General features: G+C 72.8%; 26 protein-coding genes. 6 read left to right on the forward strand and 20 right to left on the reverse strand.

What is annotated here, in order from left to right; translation table 11 throughout:
* Window positions 1-8: 8 nt before the first annotated feature.
* Window positions 9-1166, forward strand: a complete 1158-nt coding sequence (locus O7620_RS09055) for a hypothetical protein (protein WP_278122667.1) — start codon at window positions 9-11, stop codon at window positions 1164-1166.
* 12 nt (window positions 1167-1178) lie between these two features.
* Here the strand turns inward: O7620_RS09055 and O7620_RS09060 are convergent, their stop codons facing one another.
* Window positions 1179-2660 (reverse strand): peptide MFS transporter, encoded by a 1482-nt coding sequence (locus O7620_RS09060; RefSeq protein WP_278122668.1) that lies wholly within the window; start codon window positions 2658-2660, stop codon window positions 1179-1181.
* 222 nt (window positions 2661-2882) lie between these two features.
* Between O7620_RS09060 and O7620_RS09065 the strand changes: the two genes are divergently transcribed.
* Window positions 2883-3224, forward strand: coding sequence for an RNA polymerase-binding protein RbpA (locus O7620_RS09065; RefSeq protein ID WP_046564157.1), 342 nt, complete (start codon window positions 2883-2885; stop codon window positions 3222-3224).
* A gap of 63 nt (window positions 3225-3287) precedes the next feature.
* Here the strand turns inward: O7620_RS09065 and O7620_RS09070 are convergent, their stop codons facing one another.
* The 9 genes from O7620_RS09070 to O7620_RS09110 form a co-directional block, all read right to left on the reverse strand.
* A complete protein-coding gene (locus O7620_RS09070) occupies window positions 3288-3812 on the reverse strand; it encodes an FxsA family protein (protein ID WP_278122669.1) in 525 nt (174 codons plus the stop codon).
* Window positions 3813-3879: 67 nt separating this feature from the next.
* On the reverse strand, window positions 3880-4689 hold the full coding sequence (locus O7620_RS09075) for a polyprenol monophosphomannose synthase (protein ID WP_151490057.1): 810 nt from the start codon (window positions 4687-4689) through the stop codon (window positions 3880-3882).
* Between the two features lie 34 nt (window positions 4690-4723).
* Window positions 4724-6307, reverse strand: a complete 1584-nt coding sequence (lnt, locus tag O7620_RS09080) for an apolipoprotein N-acyltransferase (protein ID WP_278126919.1) — start codon at window positions 6305-6307, stop codon at window positions 4724-4726.
* Window positions 6308-6842: 535 nt separating this feature from the next.
* On the reverse strand, window positions 6843-8180 hold the full coding sequence (locus O7620_RS09085) for a glutamate mutase L (protein ID WP_278122670.1): 1338 nt from the start codon (window positions 8178-8180) through the stop codon (window positions 6843-6845).
* A gap of 40 nt (window positions 8181-8220) precedes the next feature.
* Window positions 8221-8628, reverse strand: coding sequence for a hotdog domain-containing protein (locus O7620_RS09090; protein WP_151490054.1), 408 nt, complete (start codon window positions 8626-8628; stop codon window positions 8221-8223).
* Window positions 8625-9374, reverse strand: coding sequence for an OAM dimerization domain-containing protein (locus tag O7620_RS09095; RefSeq protein WP_278122671.1), 750 nt, complete (start codon window positions 9372-9374; stop codon window positions 8625-8627). Before O7620_RS09095 ends, O7620_RS09090 begins: the two co-directional genes overlap by 4 nt.
* Window positions 9371-10930, reverse strand: coding sequence for a lysine 5,6-aminomutase subunit alpha (locus tag O7620_RS09100; RefSeq protein WP_278122672.1), 1560 nt, complete (start codon window positions 10928-10930; stop codon window positions 9371-9373). The genes O7620_RS09095 and O7620_RS09100 overlap by 4 nt, the downstream gene beginning before the upstream one ends.
* Window positions 10931-10964: 34 nt before the next feature.
* Complete coding sequence (locus tag O7620_RS09105; RefSeq protein WP_278122673.1) at window positions 10965-12530, reverse strand: amidohydrolase; 1566 nt, start codon at window positions 12528-12530, stop codon at window positions 10965-10967.
* Between the two features lie 4 nt (window positions 12531-12534).
* Window positions 12535-13584, reverse strand: coding sequence for a zinc-binding alcohol dehydrogenase (locus O7620_RS09110; protein ID WP_278126920.1), 1050 nt, complete (start codon window positions 13582-13584; stop codon window positions 12535-12537).
* Window positions 13585-13737: 153 nt separating this feature from the next.
* Here O7620_RS09110 and O7620_RS09115 point away from each other — a divergent pair, with 153 nt between their 5' ends.
* Complete coding sequence (locus tag O7620_RS09115; protein ID WP_278122674.1) at window positions 13738-15129, forward strand: lysine 2,3-aminomutase; 1392 nt, start codon at window positions 13738-13740, stop codon at window positions 15127-15129.
* 7 nt (window positions 15130-15136) lie between these two features.
* On the opposite strand, the gene O7620_RS09120 is transcribed toward O7620_RS09115, so the two are convergent.
* Window positions 15137-16255, reverse strand: a complete 1119-nt coding sequence (locus tag O7620_RS09120; RefSeq protein ID WP_278122675.1) for an NAD(P)/FAD-dependent oxidoreductase — start codon at window positions 16253-16255, stop codon at window positions 15137-15139.
* A gap of 53 nt (window positions 16256-16308) precedes the next feature.
* Here O7620_RS09120 and O7620_RS09125 point away from each other — a divergent pair, with 53 nt between their 5' ends.
* On the forward strand, window positions 16309-17001 hold the full coding sequence (locus O7620_RS09125; protein WP_278122676.1) for a TetR/AcrR family transcriptional regulator C-terminal domain-containing protein: 693 nt from the start codon (window positions 16309-16311) through the stop codon (window positions 16999-17001).
* Window positions 17002-17018: 17 nt separating this feature from the next.
* Here the strand turns inward: O7620_RS09125 and O7620_RS09130 are convergent, their stop codons facing one another.
* The 5 genes from O7620_RS09130 to O7620_RS09150 form a co-directional block, all read right to left on the reverse strand.
* A complete protein-coding gene (locus O7620_RS09130; RefSeq protein WP_278122677.1) occupies window positions 17019-17741 on the reverse strand; it encodes a hypothetical protein in 723 nt (240 codons plus the stop codon).
* A 104-nt stretch (window positions 17742-17845) separates the two neighbouring features.
* Window positions 17846-18196, reverse strand: a complete 351-nt coding sequence (locus O7620_RS09135; RefSeq protein WP_278122678.1) for a sigma factor — start codon at window positions 18194-18196, stop codon at window positions 17846-17848.
* Window positions 18197-18251: 55 nt separating this feature from the next.
* Window positions 18252-18932: a polysaccharide deacetylase family protein gene (locus O7620_RS09140; RefSeq protein WP_225854505.1), complete on the reverse strand. Its 681-nt coding sequence runs from the start codon at window positions 18930-18932 to the stop codon at window positions 18252-18254.
* A 336-nt stretch (window positions 18933-19268) separates the two neighbouring features.
* Window positions 19269-19610 carry a YnfA family protein gene (locus O7620_RS09145; protein ID WP_151490045.1) on the reverse strand — a complete coding sequence of 114 codons (342 nt, stop codon included), beginning with the start codon at window positions 19608-19610 and terminating at the stop codon, window positions 19269-19271.
* 73 nt (window positions 19611-19683) lie between these two features.
* On the reverse strand, window positions 19684-19878 hold the full coding sequence (locus O7620_RS09150) for a CsbD family protein (protein WP_278122679.1): 195 nt from the start codon (window positions 19876-19878) through the stop codon (window positions 19684-19686).
* Window positions 19879-20034: 156 nt separating this feature from the next.
* Here O7620_RS09150 and O7620_RS09155 point away from each other — a divergent pair, with 156 nt between their 5' ends.
* A complete protein-coding gene (locus O7620_RS09155; protein ID WP_151490043.1) occupies window positions 20035-20646 on the forward strand; it encodes a histidine phosphatase family protein in 612 nt (203 codons plus the stop codon).
* Here the strand turns inward: O7620_RS09155 and O7620_RS09160 are convergent.
* The 3 genes from O7620_RS09160 to O7620_RS09170 all read right to left on the reverse strand — a co-directional run bounded on the left by O7620_RS09160 (window position 20576) and on the right by O7620_RS09170 (window position 23439).
* Window positions 20576-21082, reverse strand: coding sequence for an Lrp/AsnC family transcriptional regulator (locus O7620_RS09160; protein WP_151490042.1), 507 nt, complete (start codon window positions 21080-21082; stop codon window positions 20576-20578). The genes O7620_RS09155 and O7620_RS09160 overlap by 71 nt on opposite strands.
* A 108-nt stretch (window positions 21083-21190) precedes the next feature.
* On the reverse strand, window positions 21191-22333 hold the full coding sequence (locus tag O7620_RS09165) for an acyl-CoA dehydrogenase family protein (protein ID WP_278122680.1): 1143 nt from the start codon (window positions 22331-22333) through the stop codon (window positions 21191-21193).
* Window positions 22330-23439 (reverse strand): Xaa-Pro peptidase family protein, encoded by a 1110-nt coding sequence (locus tag O7620_RS09170; RefSeq protein WP_278122681.1) that lies wholly within the window; start codon window positions 23437-23439, stop codon window positions 22330-22332. The genes O7620_RS09165 and O7620_RS09170 overlap by 4 nt, the downstream gene beginning before the upstream one ends.
* A 203-nt stretch (window positions 23440-23642) precedes the next feature.
* Here O7620_RS09170 and O7620_RS09175 point away from each other — a divergent pair, with 203 nt between their 5' ends.
* Window positions 23643-25013 carry a glycosyl hydrolase family 18 protein gene (locus O7620_RS09175; RefSeq protein ID WP_278122682.1) on the forward strand — a complete coding sequence of 457 codons (1371 nt, stop codon included), beginning with the start codon at window positions 23643-23645 and terminating at the stop codon, window positions 25011-25013.
* Window positions 25014-25051: 38 nt separating this feature from the next.
* Here O7620_RS09175 and O7620_RS09180 read toward each other — a convergent pair whose 3' ends face one another.
* Window positions 25052-25939 carry a winged helix-turn-helix transcriptional regulator gene (locus O7620_RS09180; RefSeq protein ID WP_278122683.1) on the reverse strand — a complete coding sequence of 296 codons (888 nt, stop codon included), beginning with the start codon at window positions 25937-25939 and terminating at the stop codon, window positions 25052-25054.
* Window positions 25940-26130: the final 191 nt, after the last annotated feature.

Genomic DNA, 26130 nt, shown 5'->3' on the forward strand with positions numbered 1-26130 from the left:
CGCCCTCGATGGACGCGCAGCTCACCCCCGCCGAGACCCGTCCGTGTGCCCACTGTGGACGGCCGGTGCCGCAGCGTGTCGGCGCCGGTCGGCCGTTTCGCTACTGCCGGGACAACGACGGCGCCTGCCAACGGGCGTCGCGCAACAGCCGGATGCGCCACCGCAACGCCCCCGGCCTGCCCGGGCAGGTGGCCCGCACGTGGGAGGCCGTGGACCGGCTCGACCAGATCGTCGAGACGTTGACCGAGGCGCTGCACGCCGAACTGTCCCCGGTGGGGGTGCAGCGACAACTCGCACAGGCCCGCGCCGAGGCGACCACCGAGATCGCGGCGGCGCAGACCGAACGCGACGAGGCCCGCGACGACGCCGAGACCGCCGCGGCCGACGCGGCGCGGGCGCGGGAGCAGGCCCGTACCGCCCGGGTCGAGGCCGACGACGCCCGCCAGCGCGCCGAGCGGGCCGGGCAGCAGGTCACCGCCGCCGACGAGCGGGCCCGGCTCGCCGAGGCGGCCCGGGACGAGGCCCGCCGCGACGCCAGCGCGGCGCAGGCGCTGCGCGCCCAGGCCGAACACGACCGGGACCAGGCCCGCCGCGACGCGGACGAGCTGCGGGTGGCACGCGACGCGGAGCGGCAGCGGGCGGCCGACCTGACGGTGGAGCGCGACGCGGCGCGCGCCGACGCGCAGCGGGCCACCCGGGCCGCCGCCGAGGCCACCGAGCGGGCCGGGCGGTGGCAGACCGAGGTGCAGGACGTCCGGCGCCAGATCGACCAGGCCCGCGCCGACGCCGCGCGGACCCGCGCCGAGGCCGCCGACGCGGCCCGCGCCCGCGAGCAGGCCGAACGCGCCCGTGACCGCGCGCAGGTCGCCGCCGACCAGGCCGACACGGCCCGTCAGGAGGCCGCCGAACTGGCCGTGCGGCTGCGCGCGGAGCTGACCGCCACCCTCGCGCACCGCGACGCGCTGACCGCCGAGCTGACCGCCGCCCGGCACGCCGCGGCCACCGCCGAGGGCCAGGTCAGCACCCTGACGGTACGACTGGACGCCGCCGAAGCCGACCGGGACGTGGCCCAGCGGCGGGTGGCGCAGCTCGGTGACCAGGTCAGCGACCTGGCGCTGGCGTTGGCCCGCCTCGGCGCCGCCACGCCCGACGACGCCACCGGCTGACCGCCGGGCCGGTCAGTGGATGCCGGCCATCAACGCGCGGATGTGTCGGGCGAACATCACCGCGCCCACCCCGAACGCCACCGACGCCAGGCCGAAGGTGAGGAAGTAGGTCGACTCGGACCAGGTCTGCGCGAGCCGGGCCACCTGACCGCCGATGGCGTCGCCGACGGCGGTGGCGAGGAACCACAGCCCGAGCATCTGACTGGCGTACTTCACCGGCGCGAGCTTCGTGGTGGCGGACAGGCCGACGGGGCTCAGCGACAGCTCACCGGCGACCTGGATGGCGTACACCGCGACCAGCCACCACGGTGACACCCGCTCGCCGCCGACGGCGGCCTGCGCCGCGGCGGCCATCAGCACGAACGACAGGCCGTTGAGGATGAGCCCGACGGCGAACTTCACCGGGGTGGACACCCGGTTGCCGGCGCGCAGCCACAGCAGCGCGAACAGCGGCGCGCCGATGATGATCAGGATCGGGTTGACCGACTGCAACCACGACGCGGGGAAGGTGAACCCGGCGACGTCCCGGTCTGTGCGGTCGGCGGCGAAGATGTTCAGCACCGAGCCGGCCTGGTCGTAGATCAGCCAGAACGCGGCGGCGAACACGAACAGCCACAGGTACGCCCTCATCCGCAGACGTTCGGTCGTGCTGAGCTCCCGGTCGGTCATGATCCGGGCGAAGTAGCCGATGGCGACGAGCACGGTGACCGCGGTGAGCACGTTCACCACCGTGTTGACGGTGAACAGCTCGAGCAGGGCGAGGACGGCCACGACGACGAGCAGCGCCACCAGCGCCAGGCCGGCCTGGGTCAGCGCCCGCCGGCGGTCGGCGCCGAGCAGCGGGTCGGCCGGCCGGTCCCCCGTGTCGCCCAGGTTGCGCCGGCCCAGCACGTACTGGATCACGCCGGCGGTCATGCCGACCGCGGCCACGGCGAACCCCAGATGCCAGTTGATCTTTTCGCCGAGGAAGCCGGTGATCAGTGGGGCGAGGAACGCGCCCAGGTTGATGCCCATGTAGAAGATCGAGAAGCCGGCGTCGCGGCGCGGGGAGTCCCGGTCGTACAGGGCGCCGACCATCGTGGAGATGTTCGGTTTGAGCAGCCCGGTGCCCAGCACGATGAGCGTCATCCCGGCGAACACGCTCCACCGCACCGGCACCGCCATCACGTAGTGCCCGGCGGCGATCACCACCCCGCCCCACAGCACGCTGCGGCGGGCGCCGATCAACCGGTCGGCGACCCACCCGCCGGGCAGCGCCAGCAGGTACACCATCGCGTTGTACGTGCCGTAGACCGCGTTGGCGCTGGCCTCGCCCAGCCCCAACCCGTCGTCGGAGACCTCGGCCGTGAGATACAGCACGAGGATCGCCCGCATCCCGTAGAAGCTGAACCGCTCCCACATCTCGGTGAGGAAGAGCGTCGCCAGGGCCCGGGGATGCCCGAAGAACGTGCGCCCGGTTGCGGCTCGGCGTTCGACCGGGACGTCCTGGGCCATCGCAACCTCCACTGCGCTCGGGCGGTTAACATCCCCGGTGGCAGCCGAAACACTCCACCAACGCGACCCGCCCGGGGATCACCTGGCCGGGTGGCCGCCCCGGCCGGCTACCCTTGGTCGCGGCCCACCCGTGGACGCCTCACGCCCTCGGGCGGGAATGGGGCGACGGGCACGCACCGTTACACCCAGAAGACCAGCACCACGAACGAGGGGAAGTCGATCATGGGCGAGCGTATGCTGCGCGGAAGCCGCCTGGGCGCGGTCAGCTACGAATCCGACCGCAACACGGAGCTCGCGCCGCGTCAGACCCGCGAGTACCTCTGTGCCAAGGGCCACCAGTTCGAGGTGCCGTTCGCCGTCGACGCCGAGGTCCCGACGACCTGGGAATGCAAGTTCGACGGCAGCGTCGCCCGACTCGTCGACGGCAGCGAGCCGGAGCAGAAGAAGGCCAAGCCGCCGCGTACCCACTGGGACATGCTGCTGGAGCGGCGCTCGATCGCCGAGCTCGAGGACATCCTCGCCGAACGGCTCCAGGAGGTTCGTACCCGTCGCGGCCGCGCCTGAGCCGCACACCGCACGACACGGCGCCCCCGGGGTTCTCCCCGGGGGCGCCGTCGTGTCGTAGCGTCAGTTGCGGCCAGGCTCGATGATCTCGCCCTCGATGGCCCCGCCACCGTCGACGACCACCGGCTGCTGCGGCTGCGCGCTCGGCGTCGGCTGCGGTGCACCCTGGCGCACCCGCACCGTCCGCGGCCCGAACAGGTCACCGGCGACCATCGACGACACCCGCCGCTCGGCGGTGCGTTGCACCCCGCAACGGGCCAACCGTCGCAGCGGCGGCACCATCAGCAGCAACCCGACCAGACCGCTGACCAGGCCCGGCACCGCCAGCAGCAGCGCACCGGCCAACCCGACGAGCCCGTCGGTCACCTGCCGCCCCGGTGGCTGCCCGGCCGCAGCGGCGGAACGGAACCCCCGCCAGGCGCGCATGCCCTCGCGGCGCAGCAGCACCAGCCCCAGCAGCGACGCGGCGAACACCAACAGCACCGCCGCGCCGAACCCCAGCGCCCGCCCCACCGCGACGAACACCGCCAGCTCCAGCACCACCGTCAGCAGCAGGGCCAACGGCACGAACCTCAGTCCTCGGCGCATCTCACCTCATCGCCATTCCCGCGACACCATGGGCGTGTCCCGCCCATCCAGCATGACACGGCCGCGCTCACGGCCACCGCACCTGACCGGTGGGGGTGCCGTTGAGGCCGCGGCGTACCGCCTGGCGCCGGTCCTGCACGCCCCACGTGGTGATCCGCCACAACGCCTCGGCCACGATGCGCGGGCTCATCTTGCTGTCCCCGCGTTCCCGTTCGGCGAACGTGATCGGCACCTCCACGATCCGCACGCCGGCCTGATGCGCCAGCCGGGACAGCTCCACCTGGAACGAGTAGCCCTGGGAGCACACCGAATCCAGGTCGATGGCGTCCAACGCGCTGATCCGGTACACCCGGTAGCCGCCGGTCGCGTCGGACATCGGCATGCCCAGGGCCAGCCGCGCGTACAGGTTGCCGCAGCGCGACAGCAGCAGCCGCCGCAGCGGCCAGTTCACCACCCGCGCGCCGCTGGTCCACCGTGACCCGATCACCACGTCGGCGTCTCGGGCGGCCGTCAGCAGCGCCGGCAGGTCCTCCGGGGCGTGCGAACCGTCGGCGTCCATCTCCACGACCGCGTCGTAGCCGCGCTCCCGCGCCCACCCGAACCCGGCCAGGTAGGCGGCGCCGAGGCCCTGCTTGCCCTCGCGGTGCAGCACCTGCACGTGCGCGTCGCCGTCGGCGAGGGCGTCGGCGATCGCGCCGGTGCCGTCGGGGCTGTTGTCGTCGGCGATGAGGATCTGCACGGCCGGGGCGGCCCGGCGGACCCGCCCCACGATCGCGGCGACGTTGTCGGCCTCGTTGTAGGTGGGGATCACCACCAGCACCCGGCCCACGCCGGGCACCTCGTCGGGACGCCGGATCGTATCGGTCGCCTGGATCACGGTTCCTCCGCTCCCGCCGGCGTACCGGCTGCTGCTATCCGGGCATGACCCGCTGCCGCCGGCGCAGCACGGCCGCGCCGACCAGGGCCGCCGCGGCCAGCCCGGCGAGCGCCACCTCCGGCCACCAGCCGAGGCGGGTGGCGAGGGTACGTCCGCCGTCGAGCCGCATCTGCCGCACCACGACCTCCCGGGTGTTGAACCCGGTGGCATCGCTTACCCGCCCGTCCGGGGCGACGAACCCGGACACCCCGACCGTGGAGGCCATCAACGCCGGCCGGCCGTGCTCCACCGCCCGCAGCCGCACCATCGCCAGCTGCTGGCGGGCCTCAGCCACGTTGAAGGTGGCGTTGTTGGTCTGCACGACGAGCAGCTGGGCGCCGCCGGTGACGGTGTCGCGGACCACCTCGTCGTAGGCGACCTCGAAGCAGATCACGTCGCCGAGCACCGTCGGGCCGGCGCGTACCACGCCCGGGGTGCTGCCGGCCACGAAGTCCGACCGGATCAGGTCGACCTTGTCGCTGACCATCCGTGCCACGTCGCGCAGCGGCACGTACTCGGCGAACGGCACCGGGTGGCGTTTGGCGTACAGCTGGCCCAGGTCAGGGCCGGTGCCGGGCCGCCACAGGATGCCCACGTTGCGGACCTGACCGGCGCCGGGGCCCTGCAGGACCGCGCCGACGAGGATCGGCGCGCGGACCGCGTCGGCCGCCTGCGAGATCCGCGCCCCGGCGGTGGGGTTGCGCAGCGGGTCGATGTCGCTGGAGTTCTCCGGCCACACCACCAGGTCGGGTTGGCGTTGCACGCCGGCGGTGACCTGCGCGGCCAGCAGGAGCGTGGCGTCGACGTGGTTGTTGAGCACCGCCTGGCGTTGCGCGTTGAAGTCCAGGCCCAGGCGCGGCACATTGCCCTGCACGATCGCCACGGTGACCGTGTCGCCGCCGCCCGTGACGGCGACCGGCACGAGCAGGCTCGCGGCGGTCAGCGCCACCGCCAGGGCGGCCGGTGCGGCCACCGGCGCCCACCGGGCGGCCGACGGGCCGTCGCTGCGCGCGGTGGTGCGGGCGGCGACCCAGCCCCGCCAGACGGCCGTGACGAGCAGACCACCGACGAGGGCCACCGCGAAGGTGACCAGCGGCGCGCCACCGAGCGCGGCCAGGCGCAGCAGCGGCGACGAGTCCTGGCTGAACGCCAGCCGGCCCCACGGGAACCCCCCGAACGGGGTGCGGTCGCGCAGCGCCTCCTGCCCCACCCACAGCAGGCCGGTCAGCGCCGGCCACGCCCAGCGGCCGCGGTCGGCCAGCGGCGACACCCAGGCGGTGGCCATGCCCAGCAGCGCCAGGTAGCCGGCCTGCAACAGGGACAGCAGCACCCACGGCAGGTAGCCGGTGTGCAGGTTCGTCCAGGCCAGCAGCGGCGCGAACAACGCCACGCCGGTGAGGAAGCCCAGGCCGGCGCCGGCGCGCAACCGTCGGCGGTGCGCCGCGGCGGCCAGCAACGCCACGCCCACCGGCGCGAGCGGCCACACCCCGTACGGCGGGAACGCCACCAGCAGGGCCAGCCCGGCGGCGACCGCCATCAGCGCGGCGGCCGGCAACGGCAGCGGCGCGGCGGCGACCACCGGACGGGTCGACGCCTGCGGGGTGTGGGTCTCGTCCCGGTCCAGCGTCGTCACCGCAGCTTCACCTCGATCACCCGGCGAAGGCTACCTGGCCGGCGGTGGTGTCGGCCGCATCGGGCCGTGAGGGACGATCCGCCCGGCGGACATGAAATCGGGGCGCGGCTCGCGCCGCGCCCCGATGCTCCCAGGCCCTCCCCGGCCGGTGTGGCGAGGATGTGGCACGCCGACCTTCGGACCGACCGGACGCGGACTGGCTGCCCCCGCCGGGCCGTTGTCTACTGGCCGTGCACCTCACCCTGCCCGTACACCGGTAACCGCGACCGGTTCGCGCCGCCCCGCCGACCCCCGCCCGCTGGACCTGGCCGCCGCGACGATGACGCTCAAAAATGTCGCTCGGCCAGCGGACGAAGGGACGAAGCGAACAACAGCCGCTTCCCGTGGTAGGACTCAAAGACGGTACGTGCTGCACCCCGTCTCCTGTCAACCCACGCCGGCCTGTCGTGTGTTCCGACACGGCGTGTCGGGTCGGCACGTCTCAATGCGTACGCAGATGGTGGCGCAGCAGAGTCCCCGCCGCCGCCCGGTGTTCATCGGCGAGCAGCCCAGCGGCGGCCAGCACGTAGTCGACGTCCACCACCGCGTCCGCGGCGCGGGGCAGCGGCCACCCGCCGGCGTAGTCGCCGAGGACGGCCGCCAGCACCCGCCCGGCCGCGTCCGGCGGCGCGTGCCGCAGCACCCCGCCGGAGCCCACCATCAGCCGCACGTCGCGCAGGTCCCGTCCGGCGCGTTCCCCGGTGGCGGCGCCGCGGGCGTGCCGGCGCAGCGCCACCGTCGCCGCGAGGGCCGCGATGCGGGCGTCCACGGCCCGTTCGGCGTCATCGACGGCGAGGAACCCCGGGTCGGTGCCGCGGCGTGCCGCGGCGGCGGCGAGGATCTCGGCTTCACCGGCGGCGAGCAGCCGCTCCTCGGCGGCGGCGCGCACCACCCCAGGCGCGCTCCACCGCATCCCCAGGTCACCCTCCACGGTGCGGGCCCGCCACAGGCTGCCGGCGACCTCCCGGCCCGGCCCGGTGGCCCGCTCGTCGGGGGTGAGCACCGAGTACACGTCGGTGGTGGCGCCACCCACGTCGACGACGGCGAGGTCCCCGCCGATGGTGTCGGCGAGCACCTCCACGCCGGTGAGGACCGCGTCGGGGGTGGCCGCGCGCACCAGCCGCGCGAACCGGCCGCCCTTCGACAGCCGCTTACCGCCGATGACGTGGCGCAGGAACACCGCCCGGATCGCGGCGCGCGCCGAATCCGGGGCGAGCAGCCCGATGCGGGGCAGCACGTTGTCCGCGCCGGTCACCGGCACCCCGGCGGCCTCCAGCAGCCCGGTCAGCTCCGCCCGCACGTCGGCGTTGCCCGCGTACACCACCGGGATCCGCCAGCGGGCCCGCGCCAGCCGGGTCGCGTTGTGGGTGATCGTGTCGGCGTCACCGCCGTCGGTGCCGCCGACGAGCAGCACCACGTCGCATCGGGCGGCCCGCAGCGCCGTCAGGTCCGCCGCGCCGAGCCGCCCGGCGGCGGTGTGCACCACGTGGGCGCCGGCGGACAACCCGACCCGCCGACCCGCCTGCGCGGTGACCAGCGGCTCGTAGCCGATCACGGCCAGCCGCAGCCCACCGCCGGCCGACGAGCACACGTACCACGGCACGTCGCGGACCCCGAGCCCGGCGGTGGCCGCCGTGACCGCGGCGTCCAGGCCGTGCAGCACGTCGCTGCCGACCGTGGTGGGCGCGGCCGCCGCGCCGACGAGGACACCGGCGGCCACGTCCACCACGGCCACCTTCGTGTACGTGGAGCCGACGTCGGCGCAGACCGCCAGGGTCACGAGTTTCCCTGTTCGCGACTGCGGGGCTCGCAACCCCGGCTCACTCCTCGCGACTCACGCTGGCGGCGGGAACGACCACGGTGCCGGTCGCGGTGACCGCCACGATCGGCGGGTCGAGGACCTCGGCGGCGGACTCGGAGCGGTCCGGGCGGCCCCGGCACACCACCGCGCAGCTCAGCTCCAGGGTGCGGCTGCGGGCACCCACCCGCGACACCTGGGCGGTCACCTCCACCACGTCGCCGGCGCGGATAGGCGCGGTGAACCGCACGTCGGAGTACCCGGCGAACAGTCCCTCGTCACCATCGGTGCGGATGCACACCTCGGTGGCGACGTCGCCGAACAGCCCGAGGGCGTACGCCCCGTCGACGAGGTTGCCGGCGTAGTGGGCGTGCGCGTACGGCACGTAGCGCCGGTGCGTCACCGTCAACCCGAGCCTTGCGTCGGTCATGCCATCGCCTTCCGCTGCGTGATCAGGGCGTGCACCAGGTAGCTGGCGACCTCGCCGGGCGTGGTGCCCCGGCCGAAGATCCGGTCCACGCCCAACTCGTCGGTCATCGTCTCGTCGAAGCGGGGACCGCCGACGATCAGCAGCGGACGCCGTCCCGCCGGCATCGCCTCACGGAACGCCGCGGACATCTCCCGGGTGTTGTGCAGGTGCGCGTCGCGTTGGGTGACGACCTGGGAGACGAGCACCGCGTCGGCCTTCTCCGCCCGGGCGGCCTCCACCAGCTCCGGCACGCTCACCTGCGCGCCCAGGTTGGTGACCTTCAACTCCCGGTAGTACTCCAGGCCCTTCTCCCCCGCGATGCCCTTAACGTTGAGGATCGCGTCGATGCCCACGGTGTGCGCGTCGGTGCCGATGCACGCCCCGACCACGGACAGCTTGCGCCGCAGCCGCTGCTTGACCACCGTGTTGACCTCCTTGGCCGACAGCAGCGCGAAGTCGCGTTCCACCACCTGCACCGCGTCGAGGTCGACCAGGTGGTTGACCCGCCCGTACACGACGAAGAAGGTGAACCCGTCGCCCATCGGCTTGGCGTGCACCACCATCGCCGGGTCGATGCCCATCTTGTTGGCCAACTGCACCGCCGCGCCCTCGGCCCGCTTGTCGTGCGCCACCGGCAGCGTGAACGACACCTGCACCATCCCGTCGCCGGTGGTGTCCCCGTACGGCCGCACGATCTGCCCACTCACGCCGCCGCCTCCAGGATGTCGGTGGCCGGGTTGCAGTAGTCGGCCTCGTGCGCGGCGACCCCGTCGAGGCCCTTGCCCCGGTCCGCCGGCCGCTTCATGATCCCGAACGTGCCCTCGGCGATGGCGGTGAGCAGCGTCTGCTCCCCGATGCGCTCCAGCAGGTCCAACGCCTCACCGAGGACCTGGTTGGCGCGGCGGCGGATGAACCCGCCGGGCGCGGGCACGAAGTCCTCGTGCAGCCCACCGGCCGCGCCCAGCACGTAGCGCACGTTCTGCAGGGCGATGTCGCGGTCGGACAGCCACGGCGTCACCACCGCCTCGGTCATCATCCCCACCAGCAGGATGCCCTGCCCGGTGAGCGTGCCCGCCAGGTTGAAGAACCCGTCGAGCAGGTTGCCCCGGAACACGTCACCGGTCATGTGCTTCGTCGGCGGCATCCACTTCAGCGGCGCGTCCGGGAACAACTCCCGCGCCAGCAGGGCGTGCGCCAGCTCCAACCGGAACGACTCCGGCACCTCCGGGTTGATCTCGAACGCGTGCCCGAGCCCCAACTGCCAGTCGGCCAGGCCCGCCTCGTGCGCGAAGAACTCGTTGAGCAGCTGCGACACCGTCACCGTGTGCGCCTCGTCGACGGCGTCGGCGGTGGTCAGGTAGTTGTCCTCACCGGTGTTGATGATGATCCCGGCGCGGGCGTGCACCTGCCGGGAGAACCGCTGGTCGACGAACGTGCGCACCGGGTTGATGTCGCGGAACAGGATCCCGTACATCGAGTCGTTGAGCATCATGTCGAGGCGTTCCAAACCGGCCAGGGTCGCCATCTCCGGCATGCACAGCCCCGACGCGTAGTTGGTCAACCGCACGTAGCGGCCCAACTCCTTCGACGACTCGTCCAGCGCGGCGCGCATCAGCCGGAAGTTCTCCTGCGTGGCGTACGTGCCGGCGAACCCCTCCCGCGTCGCGCCCTCGGGCACGTAGTCCAGCAGCGACTGCCCCGTGGAGCGGATCACCGCGATCACGTCCGCGCCGGCGCGCGCCGCCGCCTGCGCCTGCGGAACGTCCTCGTAGATGTCCCCGGTCGCGACGATCAGGTAGATCCACGGCCGCTGCCGCGGGTCACCGTGGCGCGTGACGAGCCGGTCCCGCTCGGCGCGCCGACGGTCGATGCGCCGCACACCCGCGCCGACGGCCCTGCGGGCCGCCGAGCGGGCCGCCGTCGCCGCCCGTCCGGTGGGCAGCGCGAAGCGCACCGACCCGGCGGCGGCCTTCTGCGCCAGCAACGTCACGTCGGTGATGCCCTCGCGGGCGAGGGCATCGAACACCGGCACCGCCACCCCGTGACCCAACCCGACGTCCGCGACGACCGCGTCGACGAGCCGGTTCACCCACGGAATGCCGTCCGGGTCGGCGCCGGTCACCCCGGCCAGCCGCAACACCGCCCGCTCCACCGACACGGTGGTGTGGCTGCGCGCCAGGTCCACCACCGGCTGGCCGGCCCGCCGCGCCAACTCCCGCGCCCGCGCCACCAACACCGGGTCAAGATCAAGCTTGCCGGTCACGCCGTCGCCCCCGCCACACCGCTCGTCCGCTCGTTCACGACGACCCTTCCTCGTAGATGACCTCACCGCGCAGCACCAGACGCCGGCACACCGGCAGCGGCGTCGGATCGTCCGGACCCCGCACCTCCGGGTCCTCGGCGAGCAGCACCGGCAGGCCCCGCTCCACCCCCGCCGGCGTCGACCACACCGCGAACGTCGCCGGCGCGCCCAGGGCCAGGACACCCTCGACGTCCAGGTGCACCGCCCGCCACCCACCGCGGGTGTGCGCGGCGAACGCCGCCCGCACACTCATCCGCTGCGCCGGGTTGTGGTGCGCCGCGGCGGCCCGCACCGAACCCCACGGGTCCAGCGGCGTCACCGGCGAATCCGACCCGAACGCCAACGCCACCCCGACCGAGTGCATCGCACCCATCGGGTTGGACTCCAACGACCGGTCCAGACCCAACCGCGACTCGTACATCCGGCCCGCGCCGCCCCACAACCGGTCGAACGCCGGCTGCATGCTCGCCACGATCCCGTACTCCACGAACCGGGCGATCATCGCCTTGCTCATGATCTCCGCGTGCTCGACGCGGTGCCGCGCCGCGCGTAGCCGCTCCACACCCACCGTGCGGGCGGCCTGCGCGAACCCGTCGAGGACGGTGCCGATCGCCGCGTCACCGATCGCGTGGAACCCGCCCTGCAGGCCGTGCGCCGCACAGTCCAGCAGATGATCGCGCACCTGCTGGACCGTCAGGTAACCGTGCCCGCAGCCGTCCCCGTCACCGTACGGCTGCGACACGTGCGCCGTGCGTGACCCCAACGCCCCGTCGGCGAACAGGTCACCACCGGCGCCCACCGCACCCAGCTCCCGGGCCCGCGCCGCGCCGCCCAGCTCACCCCAGTACCCGTACACCTCCGGCAGCCCGGCGCCGGAGATGCCCAGCAGGCCGGTGAAGTCCTCCTCGTCGGAGATCTCCGGGCCACCGCACTCGTGCACCGCCGCGATGCCCAGCGACGCCGCGTGCGCCAGGGCCACCCGCTGCGCGGCGACCCGCTGCGCCCGACTCACCGACGCCTGCGCCGCGGCCCGCACCACGTGGTGCGCGTCGCGCCGCAACCAGCCCGACGCGTCGAACCCCGCCGCCCGCGCCGCCTGCGGACACGCCGCCAGCAGCGCCGACGACACCAGCGCCGAGTGGATCGACGCCTGCGACAGGTACACCCGCCGGCCCCCGGCCGCCCGGTCCAACGCCGCCGCGTCCGGCAACGCCGGATCCGGCCAACCCGACTCGTCCCAGCCGTGCCCCAGCACCACCGCGTCCGCCGGCAGACCCGCCGCGAACCCCGCCACCGCGTCGAGCAGCTGCCCGGCCGAGCGCACCGCGGACAACTCCAGCCCGGACAACGTCAACCCGGTGTCGGTGGCGTGCACGTGCGCGTCCACGAACGCCGGCGTCACCAGCGCCCCGTCCAGGTCCACCACCCTGTCCGCCGGCGGCGCGTCACCGTCGGTCCCCAACCAGGTGATCCGCCCACCGGACACCAGCAGCGCGGTCGCGCTCGGGTCGGCGGGGCAGTGCAGCACGCCGCCGCGGTACAACGTCGAGGGGTTCGTCATGGCCTCAGTCTGCCGCGACCCGCGCCGCGAACAGCTGACGCACCCCCGGCTCGGCGCGCAGCAGCCCCAACGCCAACTCCGCGTGCCCCGGCACGTACCCGTTGCCGACCAGCATCGTCACGTCCGCCGCCAGCCCCTCCGCGCCCAGCGCCGCCGCGGAGAAACTCGTCGCCATCGAGAAGAAGACCACCGTGCCGCCGTCCGCGGTGGCCAGGACCGCGCCGTGCTCGCAGCCGGGCACGTCCACGCACACCACCGTGACGTCGGCCGGGGCGCCCAGCGCCGTGGTCACCGCCGTGGACAGCCCCACCGGGTCGCGCGCGTCGGCCAGCGCCACCACCGAGGCCAGACCGGCGGCCGTCAGCGCGTCGCGCTCCGCGGCCACCGGCACCACCCCGACGGTACGAGCGGCGCCCGCGCGCCGCGCCGCGGCGAGGGACAGCGATCCGCTCTTGCCGGCCCCGCCGATCACCGCGACCCGCACCGGCGTCGGATCATCGGTACGCCGACGGTCCTCGACGTAGCGCGACACCACCCGGGCGGTCAGCGCGGGTGCCCCGCACACGTCCAGCACGGCGAGGGACAACTGCGGGTCCTCGTCGTCGGGCAGCACCGCGGCGATGGAACGGGCGAACAGGATCGCCCACCCGTCGCACGGCACCTGCTCGCTGCGCCCGTCCCAGCGCGCCAGCCCGTCGGTGATCACCAGCGGCGTCAGCGTCAACGACACCAGCGTCGCGACCCGCTCACCGGCCTTGAGCCCGAGCGGGGACCGCCGGCCGGCCTCCTCAACCGTGCCGATCAGCATCCCACCGGACCCGGTCACCGGGTTCTGCATCTTGCCCCGCGTGGAGACGATCTCCAGGACCTCGGCGCGGACCGCGTCGCCGTTCCCGCCGTGCTTCTCCGACAACTGCCGGAAGCTCGCCGCGTCCAGGTTGAGCCGCTGCACCCGGATCCGGACCTCGTTCGGCGCGATGGCGGCGGACGCGTCCAGCCGCCAGGCCGCCTGCGGCAGCACCCCCGCCGGTTGCACGACGCGGTGCAGTCCCACCGGTGACGTCACGCCGACCTCCCCTGTCCAGCCGCCCGAAGCCCCGGTCAAGGCTCGCGTAACGGGAAAACTTACGGCAGACTAATTTCTTTGCCGAATATTTTCCAGTAGCCTTCGAGCTTCGATGATCAGCCGCAGCACCAAGGAGGGGCCGTGACCCACACCATCCCGCACCCCCGTCACGCCCCGGTCGACGCGCCGACCGCCGGGCAGCCGTACGAATACCACCGCCGCCCCCTCGTCGAGCCCGACTGGACCCGCTTCCCCGGCTGGCGTCACGTCACCCGCGACCAGTGGGAGTCCGCCCAGTGGCAGCGCGTCAACTGCGTCAAGAACATCAAGCAGCTGCGCACCGTCTTCGGTGACCTCATCGACGACAGCTTCTACACCGACCTCGAGGCCGATCAGAAGGCCCTGGCCACCATGTCCATGCTGGTGCCACCCCAGATGATCAACACGATGGTGCCGTTCGCGCCCCTCACCACCGAGGCGCTGCTTGCCGACCCCATCCGCCGCTACATGATCCCGGTCGCCTCCGACCGGCGCACCGACTGGCCGTCACACCCCTACGCCAGCCGCGACAGCCTCCACGAGCACGACATGTGGGTCGCCGAGGGCCTCACCCACCGCTACCCCACCAAGGTCCTCGCCGAGCTGCTCTCCACCTGCCCGCAGTACTGCGGGCACTGCACCCGCATGGACCTGGTCGGCAACTCCACCCCCGCCGTCGACAAGCTGAAGCTCACCCTCAAGCCCGTCGAGCGCTACGACGCCCACATCGCCTACCTCAAGGCCCACCCCGGTGTCCGCGACGTGGTCGTCTCCGGCGGCGACGTCGCCAACGTGCCGTGGCGCAACCTCGAGTCGTACCTCATGCGCCTGCTGGAACTGGAGACGGTCCGCGACATCCGGCTCGCCACCAAGGCCCTCATGGGCCTGCCCCAGCACTGGCTGCAGCCCGACGTCGTCGAGGGCCTGGAGCGCGTGGCCCGCACCGCCGCCCGGCGCGGCGTCAACCTCGCCATCCACACCCACGTCAACCACGCCCAGTCGCTCACCCCGCTGGTCGCCAAGGCCGCCCAGACCGCCCTCGACGTCGGCGTCCGCGACGTCCGCAACCAGGGCGTGCTCATGCGCGGCGTCAACGCCACCACCCCGGAACTGCTCGACCTCTGCTTCGCGCTGCAGGGCGAGGCCGGGATCCTGCCCTACTACTTCTACATGTGCGACATGATCCCCAACGCCGAACACTGGCGTGTCCCCGTCTGGCACGCCCAGCAACTCCAGCACGACATCATGGGCTACCTGCCCGGCTACGCCACCCCCCGCATCGTCTGCGACGTCCCCTTCGTCGGCAAGCGGTGGGTGCACATGCTCACCGACTACGACCGTGAGCGCGGCATCTCCTACTGGACCAAGAACTACCGCACCTCCATCGAGTCCGCCGACCTGGAGGCGCTCAACAAGCGCTACGCCTACTACGACCCGATCGACACCCTCCCCGAGGGCGGGCAGCAGTGGTGGGCCGACCACCGCGACGACTGACCACCGGTCAGGACGGCTGAACGTGGTCGAAGAGGGCGACGGCTTCGGCAGGGTCCGGGCTCACGAGGCGTTCCAGACCGGCCGTCGTGATCTCCGCCCACCTGCCGGCCCGTGCCCACATCCGCTCCTCGAAGGCGCGGACGGCCTCGTCCAGCTCCTCCGGGTCGGCAGCGACGGACTCCGCGAGCTCGGCACCATCCAGCATCGCGAGGTTCGCGCCCGCCCCCAACGGTGGCATCAGGTGGGCGGCGTCGCCCAGGAGCGTCACGCCACGTACGTGCGCCCAGGTGTGGGATCCGGGCAGGACGAAGAACGGGCGGTGGACGAACGCGCCGCCGCGGCGAAGCAGGTCGAGCACGGGCTCGGCCCAGCCGTCGAACAGCGCCAGAAGGGCCGACCGCGTGGCCTCGGCGTCGGCCAGGTCCAGGTCCGCGTGCCAGTCCAGGGGCGCGCGGAACTTGGCGTACACCTTGACGTGACCGCCGCTGTTGCGCTGGGCGACGAGAGACCGATTCACGCCGTACGCGGCCACCGAACCGTCACCGATCAACCGGGCGAGATCGGGGTGGCGGGCGTCGACGTCGTCGAGAGAGGTCTCGACCGAGGTGACGCCGGTGTACTGCGGCGTCACCGTCGAGACCGCCGGGCGGACCCGGGACCAGGCGCCGTCCGCGCCCACCACGAGATCGAACGTCTCCTGCCGTCCGTTGGCGAACTGGACCAGCACGCCATCCCCGCTGCCCGGCACCACCCGCGTCACCTCGCTGCCCCACCGCACGTCGAGGGAGCCGAGCAGCAGGTCACGCAGGTGCCCGCGGTCGATCTCCGGATGGGCCCGCTCATCCGGAGACGGTCGCCAGTCCCGCAGAACGGTCCCGGCGGTGTCCAGGATGCGCATGGCCTGCCCCTCGGGACGAGACAGCGCCTCGAACTCTGCCCGCAGCCCCGCCTTGTCCAGTGCCAGCTGGCCCAGCCCCTCGTGCAGATCCAGCGTGCCGCCCGGAGGACGGGAGTCGGGTGCCAGATCGCGTTCGAGGACGGTGACGGGGTGGCCGTGGCGGCGCAGGACACGGGCGAAGGTGAGGCCCCCGGGGCCACCCCCGACCACGGCGATACGGTGTCTCATGGCGATACACTGTATCGGGGCCGTACACTGCGCCGCAACAGCAGGGAGTGACCATGACCGTGTGGGACCGGCCGGAACCACCGAATCCCCCCGTGCCGCTCGACCGGGAACAGATCATCGCCGCCGCCATCGCGCTGGCCGACGAGGGCGGCCTGGCGGCGGTGTCGGTCCGCAAGGTCGCCGCCCGGCTGAACGCCGGCCCGATGCGCCTGTACGGATACATCTCCACCAAGGACGACCTCTTCGACCTCATGCTCGACCAGGTCCACGCCGAGATCCTCCCCGCAGAACAGCCCGACGACTGGCGGGACGCCCTGCGCACCCTCGCCCACCGCACCAGGCAGGCCGCCCTGCGTCACGAATGGCTGGCCGACCTGCTCGGCGGCCGCCCATCCCTGGGCCCGAACGGCCTCGCCCTCACCGAGACAAAACTGGCCGCCCTCGACGGCCTCGCCGACATCGACACCGTCCTGCGCGCCACGGAAACTGTCAGCGCCTACGTCACCGGCGCGATCAGGCGCGAGATCGCGAACCGCCGAGCCGAACACGCCACCGGCCTGTCCAAAAGCGACTGGCAGCGCGCCTCCGGCCCGCGCCTGACGACAATGCTGGCCACGGGCCGCTATCCCGCCCTCACCAAGGCCGTGCACGACGGCGCAGACGCGGACGCCGAGCAATCCTTCGCCACCGGCCTGGACTGGGTCCTCGACGCCGTGGCCGCCAAACTCACCCGACCGCCGGCGTAACCCCCGCTCCGGCCAGGTCAGGCACAGCCCAGACCCTGGGAGTAACCGGCCCGCAACGTCCCCGCCGCGGCCTCATCGGCGTACCCCCAGAACACCTCCGGCCAATCACCGGCCCGGTCCAACTCGCGCAGCACCCGCCACCCGTGACTACCGCGCAGCACGTCCGCGGCCCGCCGCACCGCCGCCTCATCCCCACTCGCCCGCGCCCGCTGCCACTCCGCGATCCACCCACACCCGACCCGGGACATCACACCCACACCGAACTGGTAAGCGTCACTCACACCAATGTCCTCCAGGGCGGCGACATCGAACCCGGGTGGCAACGGCACATCGGCGAGCACCGCCGCCGCCCGCTCCCCCACCGGCGCGACCATCTCCGCCGGAAGCGCCGCCAACCACGTCCGCGCATCCACCCGGACAATGTCTGCGACAACCCGGTCCAGATCCTTACGCGACCAGTTGCCCGAGGTACGCATCTCGACGAACACCCCGTCACGCGGACGCACCAGCACCGCGAAATCACCGGCGACGTACTGGAACAGATCAGCCGGCCACCGGTCGACCTGCACCGACGTCGCGGGCCCGACACCGAGCCGGTCGGTACGGCGCTCCGCATACCCGGACGCCGGATACCAGTTCATCTCCAACTCCTGCCCACCCCGGCGGAACACGACCGTGCCATGCTCCTCGACGAACCCGTACAGGCTGGTCACCTTCCAGCCGGACCGGTTGATCAGCAACCGCGGGTGCCTCTGCGCCGCCGCCACCGCCAGCGGCGAATAGACGGCCTGAGCGTCAGCGGTCGCAATGGGCGACGCCCCACCATCCACCGACTGCCCCCGCATCACCACAACGCCGCCCGGACCGCAAGCCGCTCCGGCACCTCACCACCCGGATCGGCGACCGCCGCCACGATCTGCTGACGTAACCGCTCACCGAGCCGCTGCCGGCGAACACCACCACGGTGATAGTTGGCCAGCACACGACGGGCCACCCCGTACAACCACAGCCGCGCCTCACCCTCAACCGGAATGTCCCGCCTGCGGCGCCACGCGACGAGGAAGGTCTCCGCGACGACATCCGCCGCGTCCTCGGAGTGCGCCACCCGCCGCAGCGCATACGCCAACAGCGACTCGAAGTCCTCGGCGTAGACACGCCGGAAGCGATCCTCGTCGTTCATCTCCCCGGAACTCACAACAACTCCATGTCCGGGGCGACCTCAACCGTGACAGGCCACGGGAGGCTGAACCTCAGGCGCCGGCCAGGACCTCCGACAACGGCGCCGGCGCCAGACCCCGCTCGCGCAACCCGGCCAGGATGTGCGGCAGCGCCTCATCGGTCATCGCGGCGTTCGCCTCGGTCACATGCATGATCACCACCGACCCGGGGCGCACGCCGTCCAACACCGCCCGCACCAACGGCTTCCACGCCGTCGCGAAGGGATCGCCACTCACCACGTCCCCGTCGACCACCGTCACGCCCAGCGGCGCCAGGGCGTCCAGCGCCGCCGCGTCATGGCACAGCCCCGGAAAGCGGAAGTACCGGGTCTGCCGACCCCCGTACGGCTCGATCACCGCGAACGTCCTCGCCACGTCGTCGGCCAACTCGCCGACGGGCAGGCGGGGCAGGTCGTAGCAGTCGTCGGTGAACGCCGCGTGCCCGTAGGTGTGGTTGGCCAACTCGAAGCGCGGATTGCCGGCGATCCGCCGGGTGACCTCCGGGTACCGCTGCACCCACTTGCCGGTCAGGAAGAACGTCGCCGGCACCTGCTCCCGCTCCAGCAGGTCGAGGATGCGCAGGTTGGCGTACGACTTCACCCGACCGGCCCGCAGGTTGGCCAACATCCCGTCGGTCATGTCCGCGTCGAACGTCAACGCCACCCGGTTGCCGGTGCGCGGCCCGTGGTCCACCACCGGCGCCCTGGTCCCCACCCACGTCGCCCCGGACACCATGGCCGTCGGAGCCACCTGCGGTGTCGTCGGTCCGGCCGACGGCATGGCTGCAGAGGCCGGAGCGGCCGCGGTCGCAGAGGTCGAGGGCGCGGGCGCAGAGGCGGACGTGCCGACGAAGACCGGCTGGTCCGGCGGTGGCACCCGCGACGCCGTGCATCCGGCAGCGGCGACGACGGCCACCACAACCAGTACGCCACACCAGAACGGGCGAAGCCGGGGTCCGATCACGCCGCCGATCATCGCAGACGCGAGGATCCCTCAGTGTCCCGCGCGAGTCGCCCTGACGATCGCAGTCGATCCAGGAGACTGCACCGGCTACGCGGGACCGCCTCGCGGGGCGTACATGATGACGGCCACGCCGAGCAGGCACAGCGCCGCGCCCGTCACGTCCCACCGGTCCGGGCGGAACCCGTCCACCACCATCGCCCAGACCAGCGAGCCCGCCACGAACACCCCGCCGTACGCGGCCAGGATCCGGCCGAAGTTCGCGTCCGGCTGGAACGTGGCGACGAAGCCGTAACAACCCAACGCGATGACACCGGCGGCGATCCACCACAGGCCACGCTGCTCACGCCAGCCCTGCCACACCAGCCAGGCGCCACCGATCTCGGCCAGCGCCGCCAACGCGAACAACACCAGAGAACGCAGCACCGTCACCCCGCGACCCTAACCGCCGCACACGGCGGTCCCCGGACGACCGTGCCGCCCGGGGACCCGCCAACCGCTCAGGTCACTTCGTGAAGGAGTCCTTCACGTTGCGGCCGGCGTCCTTGACGTTCTGACCGGCCTGCTTGGCGCGCGCGTCGCTCTGCTGGCTGGCACCCTCGCCACGCATCCGCTCGTTGTCGGTCAGGTCGCCGACCCGCTCCTTCGCGGCACCGGCCATCTGCTCGGCCTTGTTACGTGCCTTCTCGGTGAAGCTCATCGCGCCTCCTCGGTCTGGCGTGTGTCCCGGTTCGGTTGCCCGGTCTTCGGGTGCTGAAACCGGCGGTGCCGGTCCGCACACCCGCTAGGGCATCCTAGGAAGATAGGTTGAGGCAGGGCCGCATGTCGGCCCGCCCACCGATGGTTAACTGGCCGCATGGGAGAGCTCCTGCTGATCCGGCACGGCGAGACCACCTGGAGCGCCAGCCTGCGGCACACCTCGTACACCGATCTGGAGCTGACTCCCGACGGTGAGCGCCAGGCCCGCACCCTCGCGGCGTTCCTGGCCGGCCGCCGGTTCGTCACCGTCCTCGCCAGCCCCCGCTCCCGGGCGCTGCGCACCGCGCAGCTCGCCGGGCTCACCGTCGACACCGTCGACGAGGACCTCAGCGAATGGAACTACGGCGAGTACGAGGGCCGCACCACCGTCGACATCCACGAGGACGACCCGCACTGGAACATCTGGACCGACGGCTGCCCCGGCGGGGAGTCACCCGCGCAGGTGGGTGAACGGCTCGACCGCGTGCTGGCCCGGGTCACCCCGCTGCTCGACCGGGGCACCGTGGCGCTGGTGGGCCACGCGCACAGCCTGCGGGTGCTCGGCGCCCGCTGGATCGGCCTGCCCCCGTCCGCCGGCGGCCGACTGCGGCTGGACACCGCCACGGTCAGCGTGCTCGGTCACGAACACGGACGGCAGGTCATCCTGCGGTGGAACCAGCCGGCTCCTCCGGCACCCGGGACCGCGACCGACTCGGCGCCCCAGCACTGATCTTCGGCGGACGGTTCTCGTACGGGGTGGACAGCACCACCGTCGTCCGGGTCGTCACGTTCGCCGAGGTGCGGATCTCCTGCAGCACCCGCTCCAGGTCCGCCGGGCTGGCCACCCGCACCAGCAGCAGGTAGAAGTCCTCCCCCGCCACCGAGTAGCAGGAGTCGATCTCGGGCAGGTGCGCGAGCCGCTCCGGGGCGTCGTCGGGCTGCGACGGGTCGAACGGGCGGATCGCCACGAACGCGGTCAGCGGCAGGTCCAACGCCTCGAACGACACCCGGGCGGCGTACCCCTTGATCACCCCGCGCTGCTCCAGCCGGCGCACCCGCTGGTGCACCGCGGACACCGACAGGCCCACCTTCTCGGCCAGATCCGTGTACGACAGGCGGCCGTCAGCGGTCAACGCTGCGACGATGGCGCGGTCGATCTCCTCCACGGCGAGCAACCTACCGCGAAAACGGCCCGACGGCGACAAAGCACCCGCCGCACGCGCGGACGGCGGGCCGCGGTGGACCGACCGCGGCCGCGCCACCACGTACCGTCCTCAGCCCTTCGCCAACGAACGGGAGATCACCAGCCGCTGGATCTGGTTGGTGCCCTCCACGATCTGCAACACCTTGGCCTCACGCATGTACCGCTCCACCGGGTGATCGCTCACGTAGCCGGCGCCGCCGAGCACCTGCACCGCGTCGGTGGTCACCCGCATCGCCATGTCGGTGGCGAACAGTTTCGCCTTCGCCGCCTCGATCGAGTACGGACGGCCGGCGTCGCGCAGCCGGGCCGCCGCGAGGGTCAGCGCGCGGGCGGCGGCGATCTGGGTGGCCGCGTCGGCGAGCAGGAAGCCGAGCCCCTGGAAGTCGATGATGGACCGGCCGAACTGCTGCCGCTCCCGGGCGTAGGAGACCGCGTAGTCCAGCGCCGCCTGGGCCAGCCCGACCGCGCACGCCGCGATGCCCAACCGACCCGAGTCGAGGGCGGACATCGCGATGGTGAAACCGACGCCCTCACCGCCGATCAACCGGTCGGCCGGCACCCGCGCCCCGTCGAACGCGATCTGCGCCACCGGGGAGGACCGCAACCCCATCGTCCGCTCGGCCGCCTGCGGGGCGATGCCGGCGGTGCCGGCGTCGGCGAGCAGGCAGGAGATCCCCTTCGCGCCGGGCCCGCCGGTGCGGCAGAAGATGTTGTAGAAGTCGGCCGTCCGGGCGTGCGTGATCCACGCCTTGGTACCGGAGACGACGTACGCGTCGCCGTCGCGTACGGCCCGGGTGCTCAACGCCGCTGCGTCCGAGCCACCCTGCGGCTCGGACAGGCAGTACGCGCCGAGCAGCTCGCCGCCGAGCATGTCCGGCAGGAGCTTGCGCTGCTCGTCCGTGCCGAACGCGGCCACCGGGTAGCAGGACAGGGTGTGCACGCTGACCGCCTCGGCGACCGCCAGCCAGCGGCTGGCCAGGACCTCCAGCACCTGCAGGTACACCTCGTACGGCTGGGCCGCCCCGCCGTGCTCCTCCGGATACGGCAGGCCGAGCAGGCCGGCCCGGCCGATCGTGCGCAGCACCTCGCGGGGGAACTCGGCGCGTTCCTCGAAGGCGGCGGCCTTTCCGGCGAGCTCGCGGTCGGCGATCTCGGTGGCGAGGTCCAGCAGGTCGTGGGCCTCGTCGGTGGGGAGGATCCGGTCGACAGTCATAGCGCGATGAGCTCCGTGGGGGTGGTGTTGAGCCGTTGCACGCCGTCGGTGGTGCAGACGACGATGTCCTCGATGCGGGCGCCGTGGCGGCCCGACAGGTAGATGCCCGGTTCGATGGAGAACGCCATGCCGGCCTCCAGGGGCCGGTCGTTGCCGGCCACCAGGTAGGGCTCCTCGTGACCGTCGAGCCCGATGCCGTGCCCGGTGCGGTGCAGAAACGCCGGGCCGTAGCCGGCGGCGGCGATCGGTTCGCGGGCCGCGGCGTCGGCCTGCGCGCCGGTGATGCCGGGCCGCACCGCCGCCACCGCCGCGCGCTGGGCGTCGCACAGCACCGCGTAGTAGTCCCGGAAGTCCGCCGGCGCCGGCTCGCCCGCCACGTAGGTGCGGGTGCAGTCCGAGCGGTAGCCCGACGCCATCGTGCCGCCGATGTCGACCACCACCGGCTCGCCGGCGCCGATCGGCCGGTCCGAGGTGCCGTGGTGTGGGCTGGCCCCGTTCGGTCCGGCGGCCACGATGACGAAGTCCACGCTGACGTGCCCGGCCGCCCGGATCGCCGCGGCGATGTCGGCGGCCACCTCCACCTCGGTGCGGCCGGGGCGCAGCCACTCCCCCATCCGCAGGTGCACCTCGTCAATCGCCGCGCCGGCCTCGGCGAGCGCCGCGACCTCCGCCGGGGACTTGCGGATCCGCAGCTCGCGCAGCACCTCGCCGGCGAGCCGCTGCGCGGCGCCGGGCAGCGCCGCGCGCAGGGCGAGGACCTGCTCGGCCCACATCCGGTCGGTGAGCCCGACCGCCGCCGGCGGGCCGTCGAGGGCGGCCACGACCAGGGGGTACGGGTCGGTGCCGTCGGGGTGGTCGACGATGCGGACGCCGGTGTTCGGTGCCGCCTCAGCCGCCGGACGTTCCAGTCTCGGCACGATGAGCGTGGGCTCACCCTCGGCGGGCAGCACCAGGCAGGTCAGCCGCTCACCGGCGTGGGCGTCGTACCCGGTCAGGTAGCGCAGGTCGGAGCCGGGGGTGAGCAGCAGGGCGTCCAGGCCGGCGGCGGCCGTGGCGCGTCGCGCGGCGGAAAGCCGGTCCGGCGGGTACAGCTCGTCGGTTCCCACCCCGTCAGCTTAACGGTCGTTTGGGCCTGATCCGAATTCGGACAACCGGCACGAAGGAAATCTACCGACGTTGATTGACGTCGACAGTTAACACTCTTTAAGATTTGGCTGCCTCGAGGCCCACCCGTCCCTGCTCCCGCACCTCCCGCCCGCGACAACCCTGCGCGGGCGGGCGTCGTCCCCCGCCCACGGGAAGGCCCCCGATGTCCTCACCACTGCGCCGCGCCCTCGCCGCCGGCCTGCTCGCGCTGGCCACGGCCGGCGCCACCCTCACCCTCGTACCCACCGCGGCGCAGGCCGTCGTGCTGCCGAACAACTTCAAGAGCGTCGGCTACATGCCCTCGTGGGCCGGCAACGTCAACAGCATCCAGTACAACAAGCTCACCCACATCAACTACGCCTTCGTGCTGCCCAACAACGATGGCAGCCTGCGCGCCGTGGAGAACCCGAGCAAGCTCTCCTCGCTGGTCTCTCTCGCGCACGCCAACAACGTCAAGGTGTCGATCGCCGTCGGCGGCTGGAACGACGGCAACGACTCGGCGTTCGAGGCCCTCGCGGCCAACTCCGGCAGCCGGACCACCTTCGTCAACAACCTGGTCAACTTCGTCAACCAGTACAACCTCGACGGCGTCGACATGGACTGGGAGTACCCGGACCCGGGCGCCTCGGCCACCAACTACACCCAGCTCATGACGCAGCTCGGCAGCGCCATGCACAGCCGCGGCAAGCTGCTCACCGCCGCCGTGGTCTCCGAGGGCTACTACCTCGACGGCGTACCGACGGCCGTGTTCAGCCAGGTCGACTGGCTCAACATCATGGCGTACGACGGCGGCAGCCCGCACTCCAACTACGACTGGTCGATCAACAGCATCAACCTGTGGAAGGCCCGCGGACTGCCGGCCAGCAAGGCCGTCCTCGGCATCCCGTTCTACAGCCGCCCCGGCTACTACACCTACTCGGCGCTGGTCGCGATGGACCCGGCCAACGCCAACCGGGACTGCACCACCGCCGGCGGCGCGCAGCAGTGCTACAACGGCGTCCCGACGGTCAAGCGCAAGACGCAGTGGGCCCTCGCGAACGCCGGCGGCGTGATGAACTGGGAGCTGTCGCAGGACACCACCGGCTCGACCTCACTGGTCAGCGCCATGTACGACACCATCATGGGCGGCACCACCCCGCCGCCGACCGGTCGTACCGGCCGGATCACCGGCATCGGCGGCAAGTGCGTCGACGTGGCGGGCGCGAGCACCACCAACGGCGCCGCCATCCAGCTCTTTGCCTGCAACGGCACCGCCGCGCAGACCTGGACCGTGGCCAGCGACGGCACGCTGCGTGCCTTCGGCAAGTGCGCCGACGTCACCGACCACTCCACGGCCAACGGGGCCAAGGTCCAGCTCTGGGCCTGCACCGGCGGCGGCGCCCAGGTGTGGCAGGCGCAGTCCAACGGCACGCTGCGCAACCCGCAGTCGAACAAGTGCCTGGACGCCACGGACAACAGCTCGGCCGACGGCACCCGGCTGCAGATCTGGGACTGCTTCGCCGGCGCCAACCAGCGCTGGACCCTCCCGGCCTGACGGTGCGTTCCGCAGAGGTCCCCGGTCGACGCCCGGCGTCAGCCGGGGACCTCTGCGTACTCGCGGACCAGGGCGAGCATCTCGTCGACCGAACCGGCCGGATCGGTGACCGGGAACTGCACCGACCGGACCACCGACCCCGGGTCGACCAGGAGCGTCATCCGCTTGAACCGGGTCAGCCCTCCGGCCCGGAAGACCGGCAGCAGCAACCCGGCGCCGAACCGACCATCCTGGTCGGACAGCAGCGGGAACGGCAACCCGGCGTACGCGGTGAAGGCGGCGAGCTGGTCCGGCCGCTGGGTGCTGATCCCGTACACCCGCGCCCCGGCGGCCCGGAAGTCCGGGTGCCGGTCGGCGTAGGTGCTCGATTCGAGGGTGCAGCCCCGGGCGCCGGGGATTCCCTCCCAGCCGGGCGGATAGTCGTGCGCGTCCGGCGCGTACGCCCCGGGGAAGAGGTAGAGGACGCTCCAGGCGTCCGACGTGGTCAGCGGGACCGGCCGGCCGTCCGGGCCGGGAAGGGCGACCTCGGGTAGCCGCCGCCCGACCAGGTCCCGCACCCGGCGCGCCTCGGCCGACGCGGCGTCGGCGGTCGCGGTCAGATCACCGTCACCCATCAGATGCCTCGTTCCCCAGTCCTGCAGGGCGATCAGCACCGGCAGCAGTCCCTCGCCCTTCGCGGTGAGCAGGTAGTCGTGCCGTGGCGGGTGCGCGGAGTACGGGCGGCGTCGCAACACGCCGTGCTCGACCAGGGCGGTGAGACGTTCGGTCAGCGCCCGCCGGCTGACCCCCAGGTCGCGTTGAAGCGCGTCGAAGCGGGTCGTGCCGCCGGCGACGTCGCGCACGATGAGGAACGTCCACCAGTCCCCCAGCACGCCGAGCGCCTGCGCGATGCCGCAGTCCGCGTCGGCGAGATCCTCTCGTCGCACCCGCTTCCCCCTCTCGTCTCTCGCGACTATAGTCCGTTCCAGATTGAAACGCATCGACGTCGGGAACGCGTCGGCACGGCGGACGGGGGCCGGCGACACGCGCGTCGACGAACGGACCGGGGTGTTCCGGCGATGGTGGACCGCCGGCACGACCAGCATGGTCGGGTCGGCGGTCGGCGTGCCCAGCCCGG

Source organism: Micromonospora sp. WMMD710 (genome assembly GCF_029626045.1).
In the GTDB taxonomy this organism is placed as follows: Bacteria; Actinomycetota; Actinomycetes; order Mycobacteriales; family Micromonosporaceae; genus Micromonospora.

What these genes read in the sequence shown, in the direction of transcription:
- O7620_RS09055 (WP_278122667.1), top strand. Translation starts at nt 9, where the DNA reads ATGGACGCGCAGCTCACCCCCGCCGAGACCCGTCCGTGTGCCCACTGT.
- O7620_RS09060 (WP_278122668.1), bottom strand. Translation starts at nt 2,660, where the DNA reads ATGGCCCAGGACGTCCCGGTCGAACGCCGAGCCGCAACCGGGCGCACG.
- O7620_RS09065 (WP_046564157.1), top strand. Translation starts at nt 2,883, where the DNA reads ATGGGCGAGCGTATGCTGCGCGGAAGCCGCCTGGGCGCGGTCAGCTAC.
- O7620_RS09070 (WP_278122669.1), bottom strand. Translation starts at nt 3,812, where the DNA reads ATGCGCCGAGGACTGAGGTTCGTGCCGTTGGCCCTGCTGCTGACGGTG.
- O7620_RS09090 (WP_151490054.1), bottom strand. Translation starts at nt 8,628, where the DNA reads ATGACCGACGCAAGGCTCGGGTTGACGGTGACGCACCGGCGCTACGTG.
- O7620_RS09105 (WP_278122673.1), bottom strand. Translation starts at nt 12,530, where the DNA reads ATGACGAACCCCTCGACGTTGTACCGCGGCGGCGTGCTGCACTGCCCC.
- O7620_RS09120 (WP_278122675.1), bottom strand. Translation starts at nt 16,255, where the DNA reads ATGAGACACCGTATCGCCGTGGTCGGGGGTGGCCCCGGGGGCCTCACC.
- O7620_RS09125 (WP_278122676.1), top strand. Translation starts at nt 16,309, where the DNA reads ATGACCGTGTGGGACCGGCCGGAACCACCGAATCCCCCCGTGCCGCTC.
- O7620_RS09150 (WP_278122679.1), bottom strand. Translation starts at nt 19,878, where the DNA reads ATGAGCTTCACCGAGAAGGCACGTAACAAGGCCGAGCAGATGGCCGGT.
- O7620_RS09155 (WP_151490043.1), top strand. Translation starts at nt 20,035, where the DNA reads ATGGGAGAGCTCCTGCTGATCCGGCACGGCGAGACCACCTGGAGCGCC.
- O7620_RS09165 (WP_278122680.1), bottom strand. Translation starts at nt 22,333, where the DNA reads ATGACTGTCGACCGGATCCTCCCCACCGACGAGGCCCACGACCTGCTG.
- O7620_RS09175 (WP_278122682.1), top strand. Translation starts at nt 23,643, where the DNA reads ATGTCCTCACCACTGCGCCGCGCCCTCGCCGCCGGCCTGCTCGCGCTG.